Source organism: Rhizobium sp. FKY42 (assembly GCF_005222835.1).
Classification (GTDB): Bacteria; Pseudomonadota; Alphaproteobacteria; order Rhizobiales; family Rhizobiaceae; genus Neorhizobium.
On record NZ_STGA01000011.1, the window covers coordinates 1 to 20,642 of the forward strand.

A 20,642-nucleotide genomic window follows, 5' to 3' on the forward strand; every position below is an offset into this window, starting at 1 on the left:
GGTCTCTCCACTACGATGTAGAACTCGTCCAGTCCTCCACCGTAGGTGGAGGTTTACTTTGATTGCAATGCATGTCGCGCTCAACCGAATTCGGTTGAGCGGAACGAACATGCATCAATTTAAAGTCTTACAGCGTCGTTCGCGCGTTCAATCGAACGCGCCGCGCTGTAGGCAACAGCACTTCAATGATCCGCCATTCCATATTCGTCAGGTCGCCGCGAGCCAAAACCTAGAAGTGAGCGCAAACCAACCGGCTTCAAATTAAGTCAAGGGAAAACCGCTCCGTAACTCAACAATTAATTGCATCTGGAAGAAAAATACTTTCCCTTCGAGATGTAGTGCGGCGGAGCGTACATCTCATGGAAAACCCAATTCCTTGGGGTAAAATCAACGAAGGATCTAGTCACCATCTAGCAAATCATTGCGCAGATGTTGCAGCTTGTTTCGAAGCCATTGCGAAACAGCCAGTCATACACGAGCGCCTCGAAAGATCGGCGGGGCGACCTCTCAACGAGATCGATTTTTCTCGTCTGGCGACGATAGTCTTTCTGCATGATTGCGGCAAGCTTCATCCCGGCTTTCAGGCAAAAGGGACTATAGACGGGATTATCTGGCCACGACTTGCCCTGCATGGACATGTTCAGGAGGGGGCTGCGATCTTTTCCGGTGTTCAAAATGGTGCCTTGGCCGAAGCGCTACACTTCGCTGAGTTGCGATCATGGGGCGTCAGTCAGGGTCTTTTGTTTGCGGCAATCGCGCATCACGGTCGCCCGTTTTCCTTAGAGCCGAAAGCCAAAAATGATTGGGAACAGGTATTGCGGCCTGCCTACGCCCCCCTTGCCGCGGCGCATCAACTGGGCGGCTTGATGCGCGCATGGTTCCCGCTTGCCTTTTCGGAAGGGGGCGCCGCGCTTCCAGTTCGGCCGGACTTCCAGCATCTGTTTTGCGGGCTGGTGTCGTTGGCGGATTGGCTGGGGTCTACTCAATCCCTCTTTCCATTCGTGGCGGAATGCGATCCCAGCTACATGGAGCGTGCCAAACAACAGGCCGTCCGTGCGGTGACCGGTATCGGGCTGGATGTCCGGCACTGGCGAGACGCAATTCAAGGCAAGGCAAGTTTCGGCGTGCTTTCCGACGGGAAACCTTCGCGCCGAGCCCAACAGGTAACCGGCGAGTGGTCACTGGATGATCCGCTCATCATTCTGGAAGCGGAAACAGGCTCCGGCAAAACAGAAGCCGCGCTTTGGCGGTTTGCGCAACTCTTCGAAGCCGGAAAGGTGGATAGTCTCTATTTCGCGCTGCCGACACGCGCCGCGGCGCGCCAGATCCATCAGCGGGTGAATGATGTTTTGAAGCGTTTGATGGGCGAAGATGCGCCAGAGGCGGTGCAGGCAGTGCCCGGCTATCTTCGCTCGGGCGAAATATCGGGCAGAAAACTTCCAGCCTTCGAGGTCCTGTGGGACGACGACCCCGATGAAGCAAGACGCATTGCTCGATGGGCGGCAGAAGGCGGGCGCCGCTATCTGGCGGCAACTGTTGCCGTGGGCACGGTGGATCAGGCCATGCTGGCGGCACTTCAGGTGAAACATGCCCACCTACGCGCAGCCGCTCTTTCCCGTTCGTTGCTTGTCATCGACGAAATCCATTCGTCCGATCGCTATATGAGCAATATCCAGACCCATCTGCTGAAGATGCATCTGGAGCGCGGCGGTCATGCCATGCTGATGTCGGCCACGCTTGGCGCCGAGGCCCGAGTGGCATGGCTGGAAACCGATCGAACAAGCAGGAAACTACCAACGTTTCAGGATGCGATTGCCGCCCCCTATCCCGCAGTTTGGGGCCGCCACGATGGCGTGCGCGATGCCAGGCAGGCAGGGCAGCCCGGCAAAGAGGTTGCGATGACGCTGATGGACGGATGGGCGGCGGAAATCGCCGCAAGCCGCGCCATAGAGGCGGCCCGTCAGGGGGCAAAGGTTCTGGTTATCCGCAATACGGTGCGGGCGGCGCAGGATACATTCGAAGCGGTGCGCACAATGGGGGACGAAGCTCTGCTCATGCAGGTGGCGGGTGGGCCGGCGCTGCACCATTCACGCTTTGCCGCCGAAGACAGGACGCTTCTCGACACGCATGTGGAACGCCTGCTGAGCCCTGACGAAAGTGTTCGCGACAGAGAGGGAGCGATCATCGTCGGTTCGCAGACGCTCGAACAGTCTCTGGATATTGATGCCGATCTGCTGATCACCGATCTCTGCCCGGTGGATGTGCTTCTTCAGCGCATTGGCCGGCTGCACCGTCACAGGCTGGTCCGTCCGGCAGGTTTCGAGGTGCCGCAATGTCTGGTGCTGTCGCCACAGGATGGGTTGGACCGGCTGGCAAAGCCCGCCTTCGAAAACGGTCTCGGACAGTTCCGCGATGGCGGCGGTGTTTATCGCAACCTGCATGCCTGTGAACTGACGCGAAGGCTGGTGCTCGACCACCCCTCCTGGAAGATTCCGGAGATGAACCGCTTTCTCGTGGAAAGCGCCACGCATCCGGAACGCATTGAAGCGCTGAGTGCAGAACTCGGCCCATCGTGGCAGACCTATTGGAACGGCGTCTACGGCAAGGATGTCGCCGATGCCCAATCGGCCAAGCATCTGCGGCTGCCATTCGAATGCGATTTCACGAACCTCATGCCCTTTGCGGATGTGGAGGAAAAGATTCGCACCCGGCTGGGCGCAGAAGGCGCGCGCGTGGAATTTGCCACGCCCGTCACCAGCCCGTTCGGGCAGCAGATCACGGGCATCAACCTGCCCTCGCACTGGCAGGGCGTGTTTTCCGAAGAGCCGGTCGAGCCACGACTGGATGTTGGGTCAATCACATTCAGGATCAACGACGCGACCTTCCGCTACGGGCGGATAGGTCTGAGGCGGGAGGATTAAATTTGCTCACAACGAATCTTCTTCAGGAGCCCCTCATCACCGTCTCACCTTCTGCCAACCTCACGCTTCCCGGTGTTCTCGCCGCGCTGGCGCGAGACGAACTCGAGAGCTTTACAGCCCTTCGTCCCCATCAAGGGCCAGCCTGGCATATGTTTCTGGTGCAACTGGCTGCACTTGCGCTTCACAAGGCGGGGCGCGAGGATATTCCTGAGCAGGAGGACGAATGGCTGACGCTGTTGCGGGGCCTGACACCGGCTTACCCGGACGATGAACCCTGGTGCCTGAGTGTCGATGACTGGTCGAAGCCCGCCTTTCTGCAACCCCCCGTGCCTGAAGGTGTGAAGCTTGGAAATGATGTCGCGACCGCCGATGGGCTGGATCTTCTGATCACCTCACGCAATCATGATTTGAAGCAGATGATTGCACGCGAGGGATCGGCAGAGGACTGGCTGTTTGCGCTCGTTTCGCTGCAAACAGGCGAAGGTTACGGTGGTGCTGGCAATCAGGGCATTGTCCGCATGAATGGCGGCTCCTCGTCCCGCGCCATGCTGACCTTGGCGCCTCTGGCGACGGCCAAGGCAATAGACGTGCAGCCCGGTGCGTGGTTTCGCCGGGATCTGCGGGTTCTTCTGGAAACGCGCAAAGATGTGCTGGGTGCTACCGGCCTGCCCTATGCGGATGACGCGATTGGCCTGACCTGGCTGGAACCCTGGGCAGAGGGCGATCAACTGCAACTGAAGGATCTCGATATCTGGTTTATCGAGGTATGCCGCCGGGTGCGGTTGTCAAACCGTGGCGGGCGCATCACGGCAGTCAAAGGCACATCGCGTGAAACCCGCATTGCGGCCAAATCGGCCAAAGGCAGTTTGGAAGATCCTTGGGCGCCCATCCACAAGGCGGAAAACAAGAGCCTGACGATTGGAGACGAGGGCGAGTTCGACTATCGAACACTGACCAAACTGCTGTTTTCCGGGGAATGGGTGCTTCCGCTTCTTGCTGCTCGCGCCTCCTTTGAGGGGCCGGATACGCCGCTTGCCATTGTTGCCCAGGCCTTGGCACGTGGCAATTCTAAGACTGGTGGCTTTCGCTCCCGCATTATTCCCCTCGAAAGCCGGCAAATCATACGCGGGTGGGGGGCTCCCCAGTCACAGGAAATCCTGCGATTGTTGGCACAAGAGCAAACAAAGGCCATCGACCGCTTCGGCAAGGCCTTGACCTATTCGCTGGTGCTTGCCGCTGCATCCGGGGAAAGCGAACGCATCAACCGCGACAGCTATCAGCTGACAACATCAGCCCGCGCCGCGCTCGACCGCTTTGCCGATACGATTTTCTTCGAACATCTTTGGCGGCGCTTTGAGGTCGAAACATTGGACGAGGCTGCCAGAAAGGCGGAAGCGCTTGCCTTCGCCTCCTGCCTTTGGGAGCGCACGCAAGCCATTTTTGAGCAGTTCCTGCCGGATATGCCCTGCCATTCCCTCTATCGCTTCAGAGCCGAGGTCAGGGCACGGCGGGCGCTTCGATCAAAAGATTTGCGGGAAAATTACCCCGAATTGTTCACGGCTCAAAATGCGAGAGAGGTGACGGAAGATGCTTGAACCCGTCCAGACACAAGATGACGATCTGAAATCCACCATCGCCGCTCTCGTCGGCAAGATGATGAAATTCGATCCCGGCGAGCTGGCCCGTTTGCGCCGCATGGATGTGGATGGCCCCGGCGAGCTGGAATTTTGGCGTCTCGCGCACGATACCGGTTTACGGGGCGATACCTCCGGTATGCAACTGGTGAAAATCCTCGCACTGCTGGCACCGCGTGGCGACGTTGGCTCACGCGCTCCGTTTCACCGGCTCGGCGAACCGCTCGGCAAGGTGTTGGCCGAAGCTGGTTTCTCCGAAAAGCGGCTGGCAAGCTTCATGGCCCTGCCCTTTGCCCGGCGCGCAGAGGCGCTGGAAGGCATTGCACGCTTCATCACGCGCAAAATGAAACTGGGCGTGAACTGTGTCGATATCGCCCAGCTTCTCTTCGTGAACGATGTCTGGCCGCTGCGCCAGCTCGCAAGACATTATTACACCGCATCTGACCGCATTGCCGCCGCTGAGGCCAAGGGAGAAGACAAATGACCAAGCCCCGTTTTCTACAAATTCATACACTCCATACCTATACGGCAGCCCTGCTGAACCGTGACGATACCGGTCAGGCCAAGCGCCTCGTCTATGGTGGCACCACGCGCACCCGCATTTCCTCCCAAAGCCTGAAACGCCACTGGCGCAAGGCAGAAAACGACCCGCACGCGCTGAAACAGCTTGTTGGCTACGTGGATTCCTTCCGCTCCCGCGAACTGGTAACGGAAAAGGTCATAAAGCCGCTGCGGGGCCGCTTTGCCGATGAGGTGGTGAATGCGCTGGAACCGGCTTTCCAGCAGCTTGTCTATGGCAAAAGTGCCGACAAGGGGAAGAAGAGCCGCCAGACATTGCTGCTCGGTGAGCCGGAAATTACCTGGCTTGCCGCGCGCGCGGAAGAGATTGCTGCATCGTCCGCAGATGCCAAAGCCGCAGAAAAGGCCGTCGCGGATTGGGCGAAGGACAAGAACTTCAAGACGATGACCGAGGGTGCAAGCCTGCCGGGCGGACTGACCGCCGCTCTCTTCGGCCGCATGGTGACATCTGATCCCGCCGCAAACATAGACGCACCAGTGCATGTGGCCCATGCCTTCACAATTCATCCGGCAGAAAGCGAGGACGATTATTTCACCGCTGTGGACGATCTGAAGCGGGATGATGACGATAGCGGCGCCGATACGATCCAGGAAACCGAACTCACCTCCGGGCTCTACTATGGTTATGTGGTGATCGATCTGCCGGGACTGATCAAAAACTGCGGTGAAGATCGCGAACTGGCTGCCCGCGTCGTTCACAATCTTCTCTATCTGATTGCGGAAGTCTCTCCGGGCGCCAAGCTTGGCTCCACAGCACCTTATGGCCGCGCCGAACTAATGCTGGTGGAAGCGGGAGATCGCCAGCCGCGTTCGCTGTCGACTGCCTTTCGTAAGGCCGTTGGTCACAGCTTTACCGATGGCCGCGATGCATTGGCGCGGCAACTGGCCGCCTTCGACGAAGCCTATGCCACGGGTGAAGCGCGCCGCCATCTGAGCGTTGAGGGGCAGTTACCCGGCATTGACAAGACGCCGCTTTCGGATCTGGCAGCCTGGGCCGCCGAACAGGTGAAGGATGCGGTCGATGCCAATGACTGACAAGCAGTGGCTGATCCTCGATCTTGAGGCACCGCTGCTTGCCTTTGGCGGTGTCGTGATCGACCAGATCGGCGTTACGCGAGACTTTCCGGCAGCCTCCATGCTGACCGGGCTGTTTGCCAATGCGCTGGGGTGGAAACGCACCGAGACGGAAAAGCATCAGGCGCTGCAGGATCGGCTGGTCTTTGCCGCCCGCATTGATCGCGAGCTTCCCGGCGGCACCTTAACCGATATGCAGAACGCACAGCTGGAAAAAAACGATCGTGGCTGGACCAGCTGGGGCATTGTGGAAGGGCGCGATGGCGCAAGCTATGGCGCACCGCACCGCCGCAAGCGGGATTACCATATGGATGCACGCATGGTGATTGCCGTTCGGCTCGAACCTCTCAATGGCGAACCTGATCTGGAAAGGCTGGCGAAAGCTCTGCATTTCCCGGCGCGACCACTCTTTATCGGTCGCAAGCCTTGCCTTCCATCCCGGCCGATCCTTCCCGCCCGACGCGAGCATTGGTTCGTTGACGCTCCGACAGCTTATGCCGCGCTAACCCGCCTGCCTGCTGCCGACAGACAGAGCCCAAAAAGCAGGCTGCGCGCCTTTTGGCCGCCGGGAGAGGGCCCTGAAGAGGGCGAAGACGTAACCCGCATCTACGATCTGCCGGACTTGAGGAACTGGAAAAGCGGCCTGCACGGTGGTCATCGCAGGGTGATAGAGGGCTTCGTAATGCCAGAAGAGGTCGCCCCATGAGCGTGCTACACCTTGTGAGCCTTCCCATTGACCTGCGCGAATTTCGCCGGTTGGCCGTCTTTCGAGGCTTTAGAGCCGATGAAGGCCGCGCCTTGCACCACCTGCTTAGTGAAGCGTTCGGCAAGGGCCTGTTGCAACCCTTCCGGCTTATGCCTGCGCCCAAGGAAACCCACGGCGGACACGGGGCTACGCTCTATGCCTATACGGGAACGCCGGAAGAGGTGTTGCGGGAAAATCTGGAACTCGCAGCCCCGGAACTGTTGAGCGCCTTGGGAACCGCGCATCTGGCACTGCGGGAAATGCCCAAGGTCTGGCGTGAAGGCAGACGTCTGGCCTTTGATGTGCGGGTGCGTCCGGTTCGGCGACTTCTGAAACCCCTGGAGGAGTGGAGCCGCGAGGAAAACCGACGGCACCTGAAGGGCGAGGATCTGCGTGGCCCTATGAAGAAAGGCAGCGAAGTGGATGCCTACCTGATTGCGCGACTGCGGCAATTTCCCGAAGGTCTGCCGGAAGATGCGCAGACGGGCGAATTCTCTCGCGAGAGCGTCTATCTCGATTGGCTGGCCGAGCGCTTTGAAGGTGCTGCAGGACTTGACCGGCAAGCAACGAGAATGACGCGCTTTGCGCGCGACCGGGTTCAGCGCAGAGCCGGCAACGGGAAGGAAGCGATCTCAGAAGGGCCGGACGCGACCTTCCACGGCGAACTGACGGTGAAGGATGGGCAGGCTTTTCAAAAGCTTCTTATCTCGGGTGTCGGGCGTCACACCGCCTTTGGCTTTGGAATGCTGCTGCTGCGTCCCGGAGGCACACAAAATGCTGATCGGTAGATTAGGGCTGGAGAAGGCTCGCATTCCCCATTCGGATAGACACGGTCTCGTTTGGCTGGATCGTGGAAGGCTTGAGGTGGAAGACGGCTGCCTGCGCTTCGTGACGGCGGGAGGCGGTGAGCTTGCCGCTGGAGATTATCAGATACCGCATCAGGCGCTTTCTATCGTTCTGCTGGGTCCGGGTTCCAGTGTTACGCATGATGCACTTCGCCTGTTGGCACGCCATGGGTGCGCGCTGGCGGCGATTGGCGAGGGTGCGGTGCGCTTCTACACCGCCCCTCCCTTGATGCCGGATACATCTGCTCTTGCCCGCGAACAGGTGCGCCGCTGGGCAGACCCGAAGAAGCGCATGGAGGTGGCACGCGCGATGTACGCCATTCGCTTCGATGAGATTGTCCGCACGCGCGATATCGAAGTGCTGCGCGGGCAGGAAGGGGCGCGGATCAAACGCAGCTATCAACTGGCGGCGCAGCGTCACGGCGTTCCTTGGAAAGGGCGCAACTACGATCGCAACAACCCCAATGCCGGTGATGCGCCCAATCAGGCCATCAACCATGCCGCAAGTGCCATGCGGGCCGCCGCAGCGGTTGCCGTGGCCAGCGTCGGCGCCATTCCGCAACTGGGTTTCGTGCATGAGGATTCCGGCCAATCCTTCGTGCTCGATATCGCCGATCTCTACCGACACGATGTGACGCTGGACATCGCATTTGGAGCGGCCAAGGAGGCGCTGAAATCAGGAGAACCGGTGGAACGCTTGACCCGACAACGCGCGGCAAAGCTTTTCCGCCAGCGAGACGTTATTCCCACAATGATAGACCGGATCAAGCTTCTTGTCGGACCCGAAGCAGACCAGACCGGCGCCCCGAACGAGGACGACGACTAATGCCGATGGTGGTGATTATGACGCGTGATGTGGAAGCCCGCTATCGAGGCTTTCTTGGATCGATAATGCTGGAGCTATCGGCCGGCGTTTATGCGCACCCCCGCATGAGCGCCGGCGTTCGAAACCGCATATGGGATGTCATGATGGATTGGCATGGCCAGCTGCGGCAGGGCAGTATCGTCATGACCTGGGCCGATAGCGCCGCCCATGGTGGCCTTGGATTGTCCACCCTTGGCGAGCCACCCAAGCAGATTGTAGCGCATGATGCGATGCTGCTGGTGAGGCGTCCTCTTGCAAACGTCAACCCCTGATCGTTGACTGCTCTTTGACATTGTCCAGATAATCAGGCACTTAGAGGCAAGAGGTTCCTCCGCACTCGCGGAGATAGACCCCGGCTTGCTGGCTGGCAGCGCCTATGGCGCAAGGTTCCTCCGCACTCGCGGAGATAGACCCCACGCCTGAAGGCGGCGTCATAAGGTTGTCAAGGTTCCTCCGCACTCGCGGAGATAGACCCTGGGACGAAGCCGAGGCTCGCGAACAAGGCAAGGTTCCTCCGCACTCGCGGAGATAGACCCGCCTTGAACACCATGCGCAGCATCTCGCGATCGGTTCCTCCGCACTCGCGGAGATAGACCCTCGACCGGATCGACAGGGCTTTCGCCTTCGAAGGTTCCTCCGCACTCGCGGAGATAGACCCGATGGGAAGCTCATGCGTCCGGCTTCGACCGGAATACCCAAACCATGTCTGGTCTTACGACCTCGTCGAGGATCGTACATACAACGGCAGGAAAATCCGCATGCTCGATGTGATCGACGTGCTTTCTGACCTGTTTATCCTGCGCGGCATCCCCACCCATATTCGTTCCGACAACGGCCCGGAATGCATCGCCAAGGCGTTGCGTGAATGGATCGCGACGGTGGGAGCCAAGACCGCCTACATCATGCCGGCCAGCCCGCAAGTTCGGTCCCAGCTGATTGGCGTGCTTGGACGAACAGTCTATCTCGCTCTTTACTCCCTTGCCTCGACGCTTGTGCTCATCTGGCTTTTCGCCTTGGACCTGAAAATAGACTATGTCGAGCTATGGCCGCCTGCCGCGTGGCAGGCGGCAGTCAATTTTGTGCTTTCTACCATCGGTCTGTTTCTGGTGATTGCGGGCCTTCTCAGCCCCAACCGCTATTCAGTCACCTTGCGAAAGCCGACGGGCGGTCACGCGCTGCTGTTCGGCGTCGATCCACTCGTCATGCTGACCATTCACTAAGGCCTCAGCACGGATGATGAGGGGAGTTGCTGCAGCGCCTTATCAGCTTCAATCCGCAGCGGCATGCCGGTTCGTCCGCCAAAGACAGTGCATTTAAGCGCTGCGGTGACCGAACCCAGACGAACCGCGTCGGCAGTACCAAGCCCTTCAGCAACTGCGAGCGCATAGGCACCATGAAAAGCGTCGCCTGCCGCCAAGGTATCCACAGCCCTGACCTGGAGAGCAGGTTGATGGTGAAGCTGCGTCCCCTCCATCCAAAAGGCACCGGCTGGACCGAAGGTTACGCAGACCATTGCCTGCGGAAAACGCTCCGCCAGTTCCTGGACAAGATCAGCCTGCGCCCTCGCCTCCGTCAGCGAACGAGCAGCAGGTTCGGAGAAGATGATATGATCAGCTATCTCAGCCAGGGAGAGAAGCGTCTCGGATGGCGCTACGTCACCATCCAGAATGGCAGGAATACCGGCTCGACGCGCAGCCCGCAGCACCTCGCGGGCAAGCTTTGCCCAACGCACATCGACAAGAACCGCATCGAAGCCAGCAATCATCTCATCGGAGATTTGCGGAATGGTGTGATGAAGGCGCGTATCGTAAAACGGTACGATCAGCCGGTCGCCCCGATCATCGACGAGAATGGTAGACAGCGCGGAAGGCGCACCGGCCACAACACTCATGGCCGATGTATCGATCCCCGCTTGCGCGAGGTCATCGCAGATGCGTCTGCCCGTATCATCATCACCGACAGAGCCAAGAAGTGTGGCGCTGCCCCCCAGCCGCACTATGGCGTAGGCTGCACTGGAGGCCATGCCTTCGGCCACCTGCACCATCTCGTAGGGCAGGATCTTCCCCTCCCCGCTCGGAAGAGCGCGAACGCGGAAGATGGTGTCGAGCACGGCGGCACCGACGCACAGAATGCGCTTGCTCATTGCGCGTTAAATCCGGCGACCGGTCTGCTTGTCGAAAAGATGAACCTTCGACGGGTCGATTTCGATGAACACCGTATCGCCAAACCGGATATCGAAGCGTTCACGGAACAGACACGCGATGTCTTCACCATCGGCATCCAGACGCGTGAAGATTTCCGATCCTGTTCCTTCCACCAGCGTCACGCGGCCTTCGATACCGTGGGTCGACGCCCGAATATGTTCAGGGCGAATGCCGTAGACGAGATCCCGGCCACCCATCTTTTCCGCGACGGCTTGCGGCAGCGGCAGGATGAGCCCCCTTGTTGTGCGGAAGACGCCCTCTTCCACACGACCATCAATAAAGTTCATGGCAGGCGAACCGATGAAGCCTGCAACAAAGACATTGGCCGGGCGATCGTAGAGTTCGAGCGGCGCGCCGATCTGCTCGATGAAGCCGCCATGCAAGACAACGATCTTGTCGGCCATGGTCATGGCTTCCACCTGATCATGCGTGACATAGACCGTCGTGGTGCCAATGCGCTGATGCATGGTCTTGATTTCGCCGCGCATCTGCACGCGCAGCTTCGCATCGAGGTTGGACAAGGGTTCATCAAACAGAAACACCTGCGGATCGCGCACGATGGCGCGGCCCATGGCAACACGCTGGCGCTGACCGCCGGACAATTGCTTGGGGTAGCGATCCAGCAGGGCCTCAAGCCCAAGAATGGAGGCAGCCCGTTTGACCTTCGTCTGGATTTCCGCAGCCGGAACTTTCTTGAGCTTGAGCGCAAAGCCCATATTGTCCGCAACGGTCATATGAGGATAGAGCGCATAGTTCTGGAAGACCATGGCGATATCCCGATCGCGCGCCGGCATATTGGAGACTTCGCGCGAGCCGATGTGAATTTCGCCGCCGCTTACCTCTTCAAGGCCAGCGATCATGCGCAAGAGTGTGGACTTGCCGCAGCCGGACGGACCGACCAGCACGACGAATTCCCCATCAGCGATATCGATATCGATTCCATGGATGACCTTCACCGCGCCGTAGTTCTTCTGGATGTTTTGAATATTGACGGTTGCCATTTGCGTTTCCTGAATTTGAGACTTGAGGGAGGGTGTCAAGCCCTCAACCTCCCTTGACGGCACCGGCGGTGAGACCGGCCACAATCTGTTTCTGGGCAAACATCGTCAGCAGCAGCACCGGCAAGGTTACGATGAGCGCGGCAGCGGCAAGCGGACCCCAGCTGACCTGTTCGAAGGACAGCATGTTGTAGACCGCAACCGGCAGCGTGCGCGTTTCGCGGTTGGCCAGCACGATGCCGAAGACGAAGTTGTTCCACGAGAAGATCAGCGCCAGAATAAAAGAGACCACAATGCCGGGCTTGGCGATGGGCAGTGCCACCAGCCGGAAAACTTGCCACGGGGTGGCCCCATCGATGCTGGCTGCTTCTTCCAGCTCCATCGGCGTCGTTTCGAAATAACCAATCATGATCCAGACGACGATGGGCACCGTGACAACAAGGTGAATGATGATCTGCGGCCAGAGCGTGCCGATAAGTCCTGTCCACTGGAACAACAGGAACAGCGGAATGAGGAAGGAGAGCCCGGGCGTCATGCGGGCAATCATGATGACGACGGCGGATTTCTCAGCCTTCAGGCGGGCAATGCCATAACCGGAGGGGACACCAATCACCAGCGCCAGAAAGGTCGCGGTTCCGGTAACCAGTACTGAGTTCCAGAAGTAGAGGAGGAAATTGTTTTCCTCGAACACTTTCAGATAGTTCGACCAGGCCACATTCTCGGGAAACAGAATGGGCGGATAGGCACCGTTATCGATCTCATATTTCAGCGAAAGCGAAATCATCCAGAGAAAGAACAGGATGACCGGCGACACCATGATGAAGGCCACGAACAGAAGGCCCAGACTATCAAGCGTCTTACGTCGAATGAAGCGCTTTGCCATCACTTCGTCTCCATGTCGGACCAGTTTGCACGTTGCCTGACCATCAGCAGGACGAAGGAAAGCGCAATGATGATGAAGAAGAATACGACCGCCATGGCTGAGCCGTAGCCAATGTCGTAATAGGCAAAGGCGGTGTTGTAGAGATAGATATTGATCGTCTCAGATGCCGTACCTGGTCCGCCTTGCGTCATCGCATAGATGATGTCGAAGCTTTTGATTGCATCGATCGAACGGATGATGACGGCAATCATCAGGAAGGGCGCAATCATCGGCATGGTCAGATAGCGGAACTTCTGCCAGGCATTTGCGCCATCGATTTCAGCGCTTTCATAGGGCTCACGCGGAACAGCAGCAAGACCACCCAGAACAATGAGCATGACCAGGGGTGTCCACTGCCATGTCTCGACGAGCACCAGCGATGGGATGACCGTGAACTGATTGTAGATCCACTCCTGCGGTCCAATACCCAGGAAGGAGAGAAGATAGTTCAGAACGCCGAGCTGCGGGTGGAACATCATGGTCCAGACCAGCGCGACGGCGACCGGTGTCGCCATCATCGGCATGACGAAGACACCACGAAGAAGCCCGCGGAACGGAAACTTGGCATCGAAAATCAGCGCGGCCAGTGTTCCGAAGAAGAGCGGCAGCACAACCGAGAGCGCCGTATAGGTAGCGGTGTGCCATAGCGATTCCCAGAAGCGCATGTCCTGCGCCAACCGCACATAATTGGCAAACCCGATGAATGTTCTCGGTTGGCCAAGCGTCCAGCTATTGACGCTCATCCAGAGGGTGAAGACCCAAGGAAAGACGATGACGGCAGAAACGACAAGCAAGGCCGGCAGCACAAACGGCCAGTAGTTGGGAGCAAGCCGTGACGGCCTGCTCCTTTTCTGCTTGGCGTCAGCAACGCTGTTTTCGATACTCACGGATGCCATTATCCCTCGCTTCGCGCCAGAACCGGCTCGAACTGCGCTGTTGCATTCTTGAGTTCAGTGGCAGGATCAGCACCGCCAATCATATTGGTCAGCGCAACACCGTAGATGTCGCGGAACTCGGTGACCGGAATGACAACCGGCAGTGCAAGCTTGGAGATCTTGCCAGACCCTGCCACCGCATCCAGCCAGGCTCCAGGCATTTTCACACCTTCGCGGACCTTGGTATCGGCCAGAATGGACTGACGGAACGGAACTCCGGCACCGGCCTGCAACAAGCGTGCGCCCATGTCATGCGAGATCGCCCACTGGCAGAAGAGATAAGCCGCTTCCTTCTTCGTGGAAGCCTCTACAACGCCGAGACCATCCCCGAACGTACCTGCCGCCTGCGCGGCCGGCCCCTTCGGCATGACGCCATAGCCGGTTTTGCCTACAACACGAGACTTCTGCGGGTCTTCGATCGGTGGCGCAAAGCCTACACCGTCGAACCACATGCCGATCTTGCCCTGAAGGAAAGCAGACTGCGCTTCCGCCCAGTTGAAGCCAGAAACGCCGGGAGGCGCTGCCTTGGTCATCAGACGCTGATAGAGCTTGGCCGCTTCCACAGCTTCCTTGGAGAGCGTATCGACCTTGCCTTGCGCATTGATCGGTGCCGCACCATAGCCCAGCATAAGGGAGGTCCAGACCGGCGTGTTGGCGTTCTTCAGGCCGCGGGCAACGAAGCCATAGGTGTTGGTGGACGGATCGGTGATCTTCTCGGCTGCAGTGACCAGCTCTTCGAACGTGGTGGGATAGGAAAGGCCTTTCTTCTCGAAGAGTTCCTTGTTCCAGTAGACAATCCAGTAATCCACCGAGAAAGGCAGTGAGCGAAGCACGCCTTTAGAATCCTTGGCGAACAGCAGGCCTGCCTCGGCGAAGTCCTTTTCCGTCAAGGACGCATCGGTCAGCGATGGATCCTTGAGGAAGCCGCTGATGTCTGCCAGCCAGTTGCCCTTTTCGAACTGGCGCTTCTGCACGTGATAGCTGAGGTGCACAACGTCGAAGCTCGGCTTGCCCGTGCTGAGTTCGATCACTGTCTTCTGGCGCTGTTGCTGCTCAGGTGTGGCTTCGGCATTGACCTTGATGCCGGTCAGAGTTTCAAACTCGGATAGATACTTGATGAGCGTTTCGCTGCGCGGGCTCTTCACAAGGTTGACGTTGATCGTCTGGCCGGAGAATTTCTTCCAGTCCACCGCCGCCGAAGCAGGACGCCCGCCCAGCATGGCGGCACCACCCAAGGCAGCGCCAGCCGCCAGAAAGCCACGGCGCGTTGGCTTCAAGATTGAAGTCGTCATTGATTCCTCCCTTTTTGAAAGTCGCATCTCCTCAGAGCGACCGATGAAAACTGCTAGATTGCCAGGGCTCGATCCCTTGCATTTCCGATATGCGCGACAAGGCGCTGAACGGCGTCATCCACGGATCGGCTTTCGATAGCTTCGAGAACCGCCAAATGCTCCCGCATAACGGGACCGACGCGACCCTCGATGCGGACGCGTTCCTGATTGATCAACCGCATCTTGATGGCATTGACCCGATAGGCATTCGAAATGATCGAATTGCCCATGGCGTCGATGAAGGCGTTATGCATGCCCCAGTCGGTCGCCTGCGCCCTTTGCTCGAGTTCAGGTGACGGACCGCTTTCCGCGATCTTCTCAGCGATTTCGCGATGCGCGCTCAGAAGACGATGAACCTCCTGATCGCTTGCATTGCGGGTGAACAGCGCAACCGCCTCTTTCTCCAGCAGTATGCGAAACTGAAAGGCCTCCCGGATCAAGCTGAGATCTATGTGGGCAATCTGCAGCCCACGTTGAGGAACAGTCTTGATCAGGCCTTCCGTTTCGAGCCGAGGGATCAACTCGCGGATCGCACCAAGCGTCAGCCCGGTCAGTTCCACCAACTGCCTTTGGGAAATGAACTGGCCGGGACGAACATCACGCGCCAGCAGGTGGCGCGTGAAACTCTCATACGCCTTTTCTCGCAGTGGCACCTGTTCGCTTGTCTCGTCCATCACGTCTCCCCTCTCCAGCCGCTTGATATCAGGCAGCCTTTTCGGAGAAAGCCTGATCGAGCACGCCGCAAATCCTGTCGCGATCCTGAGCCGCAATCGTTATTAGCGGAGGCCGCACATTCAGCCATATCCCGTTGCCGCTCGTGTGAGCAACCAGGACTTTCACGGCAGGCGTGACCGGATAGTTGAGCAGGACTTCGACAAGACCGGTCACCCGATCGTCGTCACGGCCATCCACCGCCATGGCCCGCACGTCCGCGCCCAAGAGGTTGGCCATGCCGGAAATGGCCCCCTGTCCACCCAGACGGGTGCCTTGGGCCAGGTGCCGCTCGTCACCGATCATGATGGCAAGATCGCCGTGCTCCTTCAAAAGGCGCTCCGTGTGCGCCCAATCGCCACCGGAATCCTTCACGCCCGTGACGATACCGGGAAACGCCGCGCGTAGTCTTGCCACCAGGTCGACGGAGATCTTGACCATCGTGACTGATGGAATGTTGTAGACGATGATATCCCGAGCCTTGGACCCCAGACCGGCGAATACCGCCGAAAACCAGGTGAACAGACCATCATCCGATACGTTTTTGAAATAGGATGGCGGCGCCAGCAGAATGTTGCGCGCTCCGAGATCAAGTGCCTGGGCGGACTGTTCCACAGCGTCGATGACGGAATCGACCAGGACGCCAGCGACAATATTCGCGCCAGCAATTCCTGAAGCCTGAAGAGCAGAGAGAACCTTCCCGCGCTCGCTGTGCCCAATGGAGCTACCCTCACCTGTCGTACCAAAAACAGTCACGCTGTCGCAGTGGTGGTCGAGACAGAAGCGAGCATGCTCGGTCAGCATCGGCAAAATAATGTTTCCGGCCTCATCGAACGGCGTGGTCAGGGCGGCCGACAGGCCAAACTTGCGAGACAATTCTGTGCTCCTCCAGCTAACATGGTGATCGTACTACGGTAACATGTTAGTGGTAAAGAGGTGATCTTGCACTTTTAACAATATTTTCGAAGAGACTGAATGTCTTTATGAGACGGTTCAGGCTGAGGGCAAAATGACACCGTAACGAGCGAAATCAGCCTTCGGCCCAAACCGGGCATCGGCCGTCGCATAAGTCGGTCGCGAACTTCTGAAATTTGCACCTGTGTTTCGCGACGGAAATTCCCTCTGATATTCAGGCAGGGTCGATCTGTGCCAGATCTCGCGAATTTTGCGACAAGACGCCTCGCCGCGATGAACGCTCCCCGATACCCTCGACGACAATACGGATGATGTGTGTGATTTCGTCATCGGTGAACTGCCCGCCGGCGAGGACTGAAAGCATCGCCTGCCCGTAGATTCCAAGAAGAACCAGCGCCATGAAATTGGGATCGTCATCCTTGCGAATGACGCCCTGCCGTTGGCCGAGTATCAGAATATCCCTGACAAGCCGCTGGAACGATGGTCGATCGGGGGGCGGCTCAAGGGATGGCCGTTCGACCGGGGCAAGGGCCAGCTTCGCAAGCGAAGGGTTCGCCAAGCACCAGCGTGCGCTGTCGAGAAAGACGCTTTCTAGCAAGGGGAGCACATCGCCACCGGCCTCTATTCGGTCGCGATAGGGCACGTCGTTTGCTTCCGCGCGAGCTATGAGCTGCGAGGCGATTTCGTCTTTTGAGGCGAAAAGGTTGTAGACCGTCTTGCGAGTCAAGCCCGCCCTCATCGCGATTTCCTCAACGGAAGTGGCAGCAAATCCTTTCTCCCGAAACGCCGCGTCGGCAGCATCGAGGATTAGGATTCGGGACCGTTCCGTTCGCTTCGGGATTGCCATATCTACACAATGGTATAAATTTACGCTCATGTAAACATTAATGGGGCAGCCGCCATGCTAAAAGAGTTCGGCCCGAATATCTGGATCACGGACGGGCCAACGGTCACGGCGGCGGCCGGATTTCGCTATCCCACCCGCATGGCCATCATCAGGTTGAGCAATGGCGATCTGGTCCTTTGGTCGCCAACGGCGCTTACGGACGATCTTCGCGCCGAGGTTGAGACATTGGGGGCGATCCGCTATCTAGTCCCTCCCAACTCGCTCCATCACACCTTCCTTGCTGATTGGCAGCGGGCATATCCTGACGCCACGGTCTATGCACCGCCCGGCCTGCGGGAGAAGCGCAAGGATATTAGGTTCGACGCTGATCTCAGCGATGGCCCTATCGCAGCATGGGCAGGGGAGATTGACCACGCGATCATGTGGGGTAACCGGATCACAACGGAAGTCGTTTTCTTTCATCGCCAGAGCGCAACCGCGATTTTCACCGATCTGATTCAGCAATTCCCGCGCGGATGGTTCAAGGGTTGGCGGGCGCTTGTTGCCCGACTAGACTTGATGACGGCCGCCGAACCTTCGGTGCCGCGAAAATTTCGGGTCGCCTTCACCGACCGACACACCGCGCGTGAATCTCTCCGGCGTATTCTGGCATGGCCTACGGAGAAGGTGATTGTAGCGCACGGGTTGCCGATCACCGATGAGGGGCAAGCGTTCCTGTGCCGCGCGTTTCGCTGGTTAGATGACTAGGGACATATTCCATGGTCCGTCTGAAATCTCCCGAGTAAAACGATCCCTGTTCTCCTGACTTTTGCCACGTCCGAAGAATAGGGAGTTTTGCGACAGTCGCAATGTTTGCCCTTTGCGCGAACCGGCTAGATGCGGGTTGTCCCAGAAGAACTACAGCCTGTTTGCGACGGTAACAAGGCTATGCAAACCAAAGCTTTCCAGCATTGAGATCCGCTAAAGCGCGGCGCAGAGTATTGGATTCAACAGAGCCGCGCTTGCGATCTTTTCTTGCCGCAGGGTCGTTGTCATTCAATCGAGGACGATTGAATGGGACATGCTTTAGGGTTCGATTGGGACAGTGGAGCGAAGGCTTACAGTGTCATTTGGCCCTCAACCTGAACCGACCGCTTGTTATGGAGACGTGGCGAAGGTCCAGCTAAGTGACCGCAATTTATAGGGTGATTGTTTGTGCACTTGCTAACAATCCGCATGGAAAGAGTGCAATCGCAGAGCTCACTTTGACTGCTTCAAAACCGGAGAATCATACAAAATTCTGATTTATATATGAAATTTCAGTTTCATCTCGTCTGGCATGAAATCTGCTTTGCCTTTGTGGACTGGGCAAAAGTCCGGCATCCACAACGAAAAGAGGGAACGGCATGACGAAGACACGATCCACGCCCGAGGGCTCGCAGATATTTTCCAAGCTGTTGCAGGTGAGCACGATCTTCGGCGCAGCCACTTTTGCAATGCTTGCGACGACGGTCCAGGCTGATGCTGCCGGCACGTTGCGGATCGGAATGACGGCGTCAGATATCCCCCTCACGACCGGTCAGACGGACCAAGGCGGCGAGGGTCAACGCTTCATGGGCTATACGGTCTACAATGCTCTGGTCGAATGGGATTTGACGAAGGCTGACAAACCGTCGGGCCTCGTTCCAAGCCTTTCGACATCCTGGCAGGTCGATGCGAACGACAAGACGAAATGGATCTTCAAACTCCGGGATGGCGTGAAATTTCATGATGGCAGCGCCTTCACGGCCGAAGCAGTTGTCTGGAATCTCGACAAGCTTCTGAAGCAGGATGCGCCGCAGTTCGACAAGCGTCAGTCTGCGCAGGGCAAATCCCGCATTCCCGCTGTCGCCTCATACAAGGTCATCGATCCGCTGACTGTCGAGATCACCACCAAATCCCCGGATGCGACCCTCCCCTATCAGTTGAGCTGGATCCTGATCTCCTCGCCCGCGAACTGGGAAGCGCAAGGCAAGAACTGGGACAATGTCGCGCAGAAGCCATCGGGAACAGGCCCCTGGAAGATGGAAAGCGGCTTTGTTCCGCGCGAGCGGGCCGAACTCACGCCCAACAAGGATTACTGGGACAAGACCCGCGTGCCGAAGCTGGACAAGCTCGTGCTGATCCCGCTGCCCGAGCCGAACACGCGCGTTGCAGCCCTTCGCTCCGGCCAGGTGGATTGGGTAGAGGCCCCTGCCCCGGATTCGGTCAAATCATTGAAGGATGCCGGTTTCAAGATCGTGACGAACTCCTATCCGCACAATTGGACATGGCATCTTTCCCGCGTCGAGGGCTCGCCATGGAATGACATCCGCGTTCGCAAGGCTGCCAATCTGGCTGTTGACCGTCAGGGCCTCAACGAGTTGCTGGGCGGACTATCGGTTCCAGCGCAGGGCTACATGCCGCCCGGCCACCAGTGGTTCGGCAAGCCAAGCTTCAAGCTCGACTACAACATCGAAGAAGCCAAGAAGCTGATGAAAGAGGCCGGCTTCGGTCCTGACAATCCAATCAAGACCAAGGTCGTCATCTCCTCATCCGGCTCCGGCCAGATGCTGCCGTTGCAAATGAACGAGTATATTCAGCAGACGCTTGGCGAAATCGGCATCAATGTCGAATACGAAGTGATGGATTGGAATACCGTCATCAACGTGTGGCGCGCAGGGGCCAAGGATGCGAGCGCCAAGGGCGCGACCGCCGTCAACTACAGCTATTTCATTCAGGATCCCTTCACTGCCATGATCCGCCAATCGCAGTGTAATCTGGCCCCGCCTGCCGGCACCAACTGGGGCTATTATTGCGACAAGGATATGGATGCCCTGTTCGACAAAGTGCGCAACACCTTTGATGCGGCGGAACAGGACAAGGTGATGCAGCAGATCCATGAGAAATACGTCAACGACGCGCTTTTCCTCATGGTGACGCATGATGTGGCCCCACGCGCCATGACGGGCAAGGTCAAGGGCTTCGTCCAGGCACAGAACTGGTTTCAGGACTTCTCGACCATCTCGATAGACTGAGTGACACACGGGCGCGCCGATCTTCAGGTTTCGGCATTCTGCCTCAGCCATCCGGCGCGCCCGACTTGTCTATGCCAATTC

General features: G+C 58.2%; 18 protein-coding genes, 1 pseudogene and 1 CRISPR repeat array. Of the genes and pseudogenes, 11 read left to right on the plus strand and 8 right to left on the minus strand.

All coding sequences use genetic code 11. The features are described from left to right. The first annotated feature begins 359 nt into the window (after nt 1-359). The 9 genes and pseudogenes from cas3 to E8M78_RS24030 form a co-directional block, all read left to right on the plus strand. Nucleotides 360-2,921 carry a CRISPR-associated helicase Cas3' gene (gene cas3, locus E8M78_RS06065; RefSeq protein WP_137134220.1) on the plus strand — a complete coding sequence of 854 codons (2,562 nt, stop codon included), beginning with the start codon at nt 360-362 and terminating at the stop codon, nt 2,919-2,921. A gap of 2 nt (nt 2,922-2,923) precedes the next feature. Further along, nucleotides 2,924-4,516 carry a CRISPR-associated protein Cse1 gene (locus tag E8M78_RS06070; protein ID WP_137134221.1) on the plus strand — a complete coding sequence of 531 codons (1,593 nt, stop codon included), beginning with the start codon at nt 2,924-2,926 and terminating at the stop codon, nt 4,514-4,516. After that, nucleotides 4,509-5,039 carry a hypothetical protein gene (locus E8M78_RS06075; RefSeq protein WP_137134222.1) on the plus strand — a complete coding sequence of 177 codons (531 nt, stop codon included), beginning with the start codon at nt 4,509-4,511 and terminating at the stop codon, nt 5,037-5,039. The genes E8M78_RS06070 and E8M78_RS06075 overlap by 8 nt, the downstream gene beginning before the upstream one ends. Further along, nucleotides 5,036-6,169: a type I-E CRISPR-associated protein Cas7/Cse4/CasC gene (cas7e, locus tag E8M78_RS06080; RefSeq protein WP_137134223.1), complete on the plus strand. Its 1,134-nt coding sequence runs from the start codon at nt 5,036-5,038 to the stop codon at nt 6,167-6,169. Before E8M78_RS06075 ends, cas7e begins: the two co-directional genes overlap by 4 nt. Beyond that, complete coding sequence (gene cas5e / locus E8M78_RS06085) at nt 6,156-6,914, plus strand: type I-E CRISPR-associated protein Cas5/CasD (RefSeq protein WP_205910226.1); 759 nt, start codon at nt 6,156-6,158, stop codon at nt 6,912-6,914. Before cas7e ends, cas5e begins: the two co-directional genes overlap by 14 nt. Further along, entirely contained in the window at nt 6,911-7,741 is an 831-nt protein-coding gene (locus E8M78_RS06090) for a type I-E CRISPR-associated protein Cas6/Cse3/CasE (protein WP_137134224.1), read from the plus strand. The genes cas5e and E8M78_RS06090 overlap by 4 nt, the downstream gene beginning before the upstream one ends. Then, complete coding sequence (gene cas1e, locus E8M78_RS06095) at nt 7,728-8,624, plus strand: type I-E CRISPR-associated endonuclease Cas1e (protein WP_137134225.1); 897 nt, start codon at nt 7,728-7,730, stop codon at nt 8,622-8,624. The genes E8M78_RS06090 and cas1e overlap by 14 nt, the downstream gene beginning before the upstream one ends. Further along, nucleotides 8,624-8,935 (plus strand): type I-E CRISPR-associated endoribonuclease Cas2e, encoded by a 312-nt coding sequence (gene cas2e / locus E8M78_RS06100; protein WP_137134226.1) that lies wholly within the window; start codon nt 8,624-8,626, stop codon nt 8,933-8,935. Before cas1e ends, cas2e begins: the two co-directional genes overlap by 1 nt. Nucleotides 8,936-8,986: 51 nt before the next feature. Further along, a CRISPR array of direct repeats spans nt 8,987-9,321; the repeat unit is 30 nt; unit sequence AGGTTCCTCCGCACTCGCGGAGATAGACCC. Nucleotides 9,322-9,331: 10 nt separating this feature from the next. Continuing rightward, a pseudogene (locus E8M78_RS24030) lies at nt 9,332-9,883 on the plus strand (NnrU family protein); the annotation flags it as partial. Here E8M78_RS24030 and E8M78_RS06110 read toward each other — a convergent pair. The 8 genes from E8M78_RS06110 to E8M78_RS06145 form a co-directional block, all read right to left on the minus strand. Then, a complete protein-coding gene (locus E8M78_RS06110; RefSeq protein ID WP_137134227.1) occupies nt 9,880-10,806 on the minus strand; it encodes a sugar kinase in 927 nt (308 codons plus the stop codon). The pseudogene E8M78_RS24030 and the gene E8M78_RS06110 sit on opposite strands and share 4 nt — an antisense overlap. A gap of 6 nt (nt 10,807-10,812) precedes the next feature. After that, nucleotides 10,813-11,868 (minus strand): sn-glycerol-3-phosphate ABC transporter ATP-binding protein UgpC, encoded by a 1,056-nt coding sequence (ugpC, locus tag E8M78_RS06115; protein WP_137134228.1) that lies wholly within the window; start codon nt 11,866-11,868, stop codon nt 10,813-10,815. A gap of 43 nt (nt 11,869-11,911) precedes the next feature. Then, nucleotides 11,912-12,733, minus strand: coding sequence for a carbohydrate ABC transporter permease (locus tag E8M78_RS06120; RefSeq protein WP_170973342.1), 822 nt, complete (start codon nt 12,731-12,733; stop codon nt 11,912-11,914). Nucleotides 12,734-12,747: 14 nt separating this feature from the next. Further along, nucleotides 12,748-13,683: a sugar ABC transporter permease gene (locus E8M78_RS06125; RefSeq protein WP_137134230.1), complete on the minus strand. Its 936-nt coding sequence runs from the start codon at nt 13,681-13,683 to the stop codon at nt 12,748-12,750. Continuing rightward, on the minus strand, nt 13,683-15,014 hold the full coding sequence (locus E8M78_RS06130; protein ID WP_137134231.1) for a sugar ABC transporter substrate-binding protein: 1,332 nt from the start codon (nt 15,012-15,014) through the stop codon (nt 13,683-13,685). Before E8M78_RS06130 ends, E8M78_RS06125 begins: the two co-directional genes overlap by 1 nt. Nucleotides 15,015-15,067: 53 nt before the next feature. Then, nucleotides 15,068-15,727, minus strand: a complete 660-nt coding sequence (locus tag E8M78_RS06135; protein ID WP_137134232.1) for a GntR family transcriptional regulator — start codon at nt 15,725-15,727, stop codon at nt 15,068-15,070. A gap of 28 nt (nt 15,728-15,755) precedes the next feature. Continuing rightward, the gene (locus E8M78_RS06140) at nt 15,756-16,640 is read right to left on the minus strand and encodes a dihydrodipicolinate synthase family protein (RefSeq protein ID WP_137134233.1); all 885 of its coding nucleotides are present in this window, start codon (nt 16,638-16,640) and stop codon (nt 15,756-15,758) included. A 253-nt stretch (nt 16,641-16,893) separates the two neighbouring features. Beyond that, nucleotides 16,894-17,556: a TetR/AcrR family transcriptional regulator gene (locus E8M78_RS06145; RefSeq protein WP_348640108.1), complete on the minus strand. Its 663-nt coding sequence runs from the start codon at nt 17,554-17,556 to the stop codon at nt 16,894-16,896. A 24-nt stretch (nt 17,557-17,580) separates the two neighbouring features. Between E8M78_RS06145 and E8M78_RS06150 the strand changes: the two genes are divergently transcribed. Further along, entirely contained in the window at nt 17,581-18,273 is a 693-nt protein-coding gene (locus E8M78_RS06150; protein WP_137134235.1) for a DUF4336 domain-containing protein, read from the plus strand. A 728-nt stretch (nt 18,274-19,001) separates the two neighbouring features. After that, a complete protein-coding gene (locus E8M78_RS06155) occupies nt 19,002-20,561 on the plus strand; it encodes an ABC transporter substrate-binding protein (protein ID WP_246658243.1) in 1,560 nt (519 codons plus the stop codon). Nucleotides 20,562-20,642: the final 81 nt, after the last annotated feature.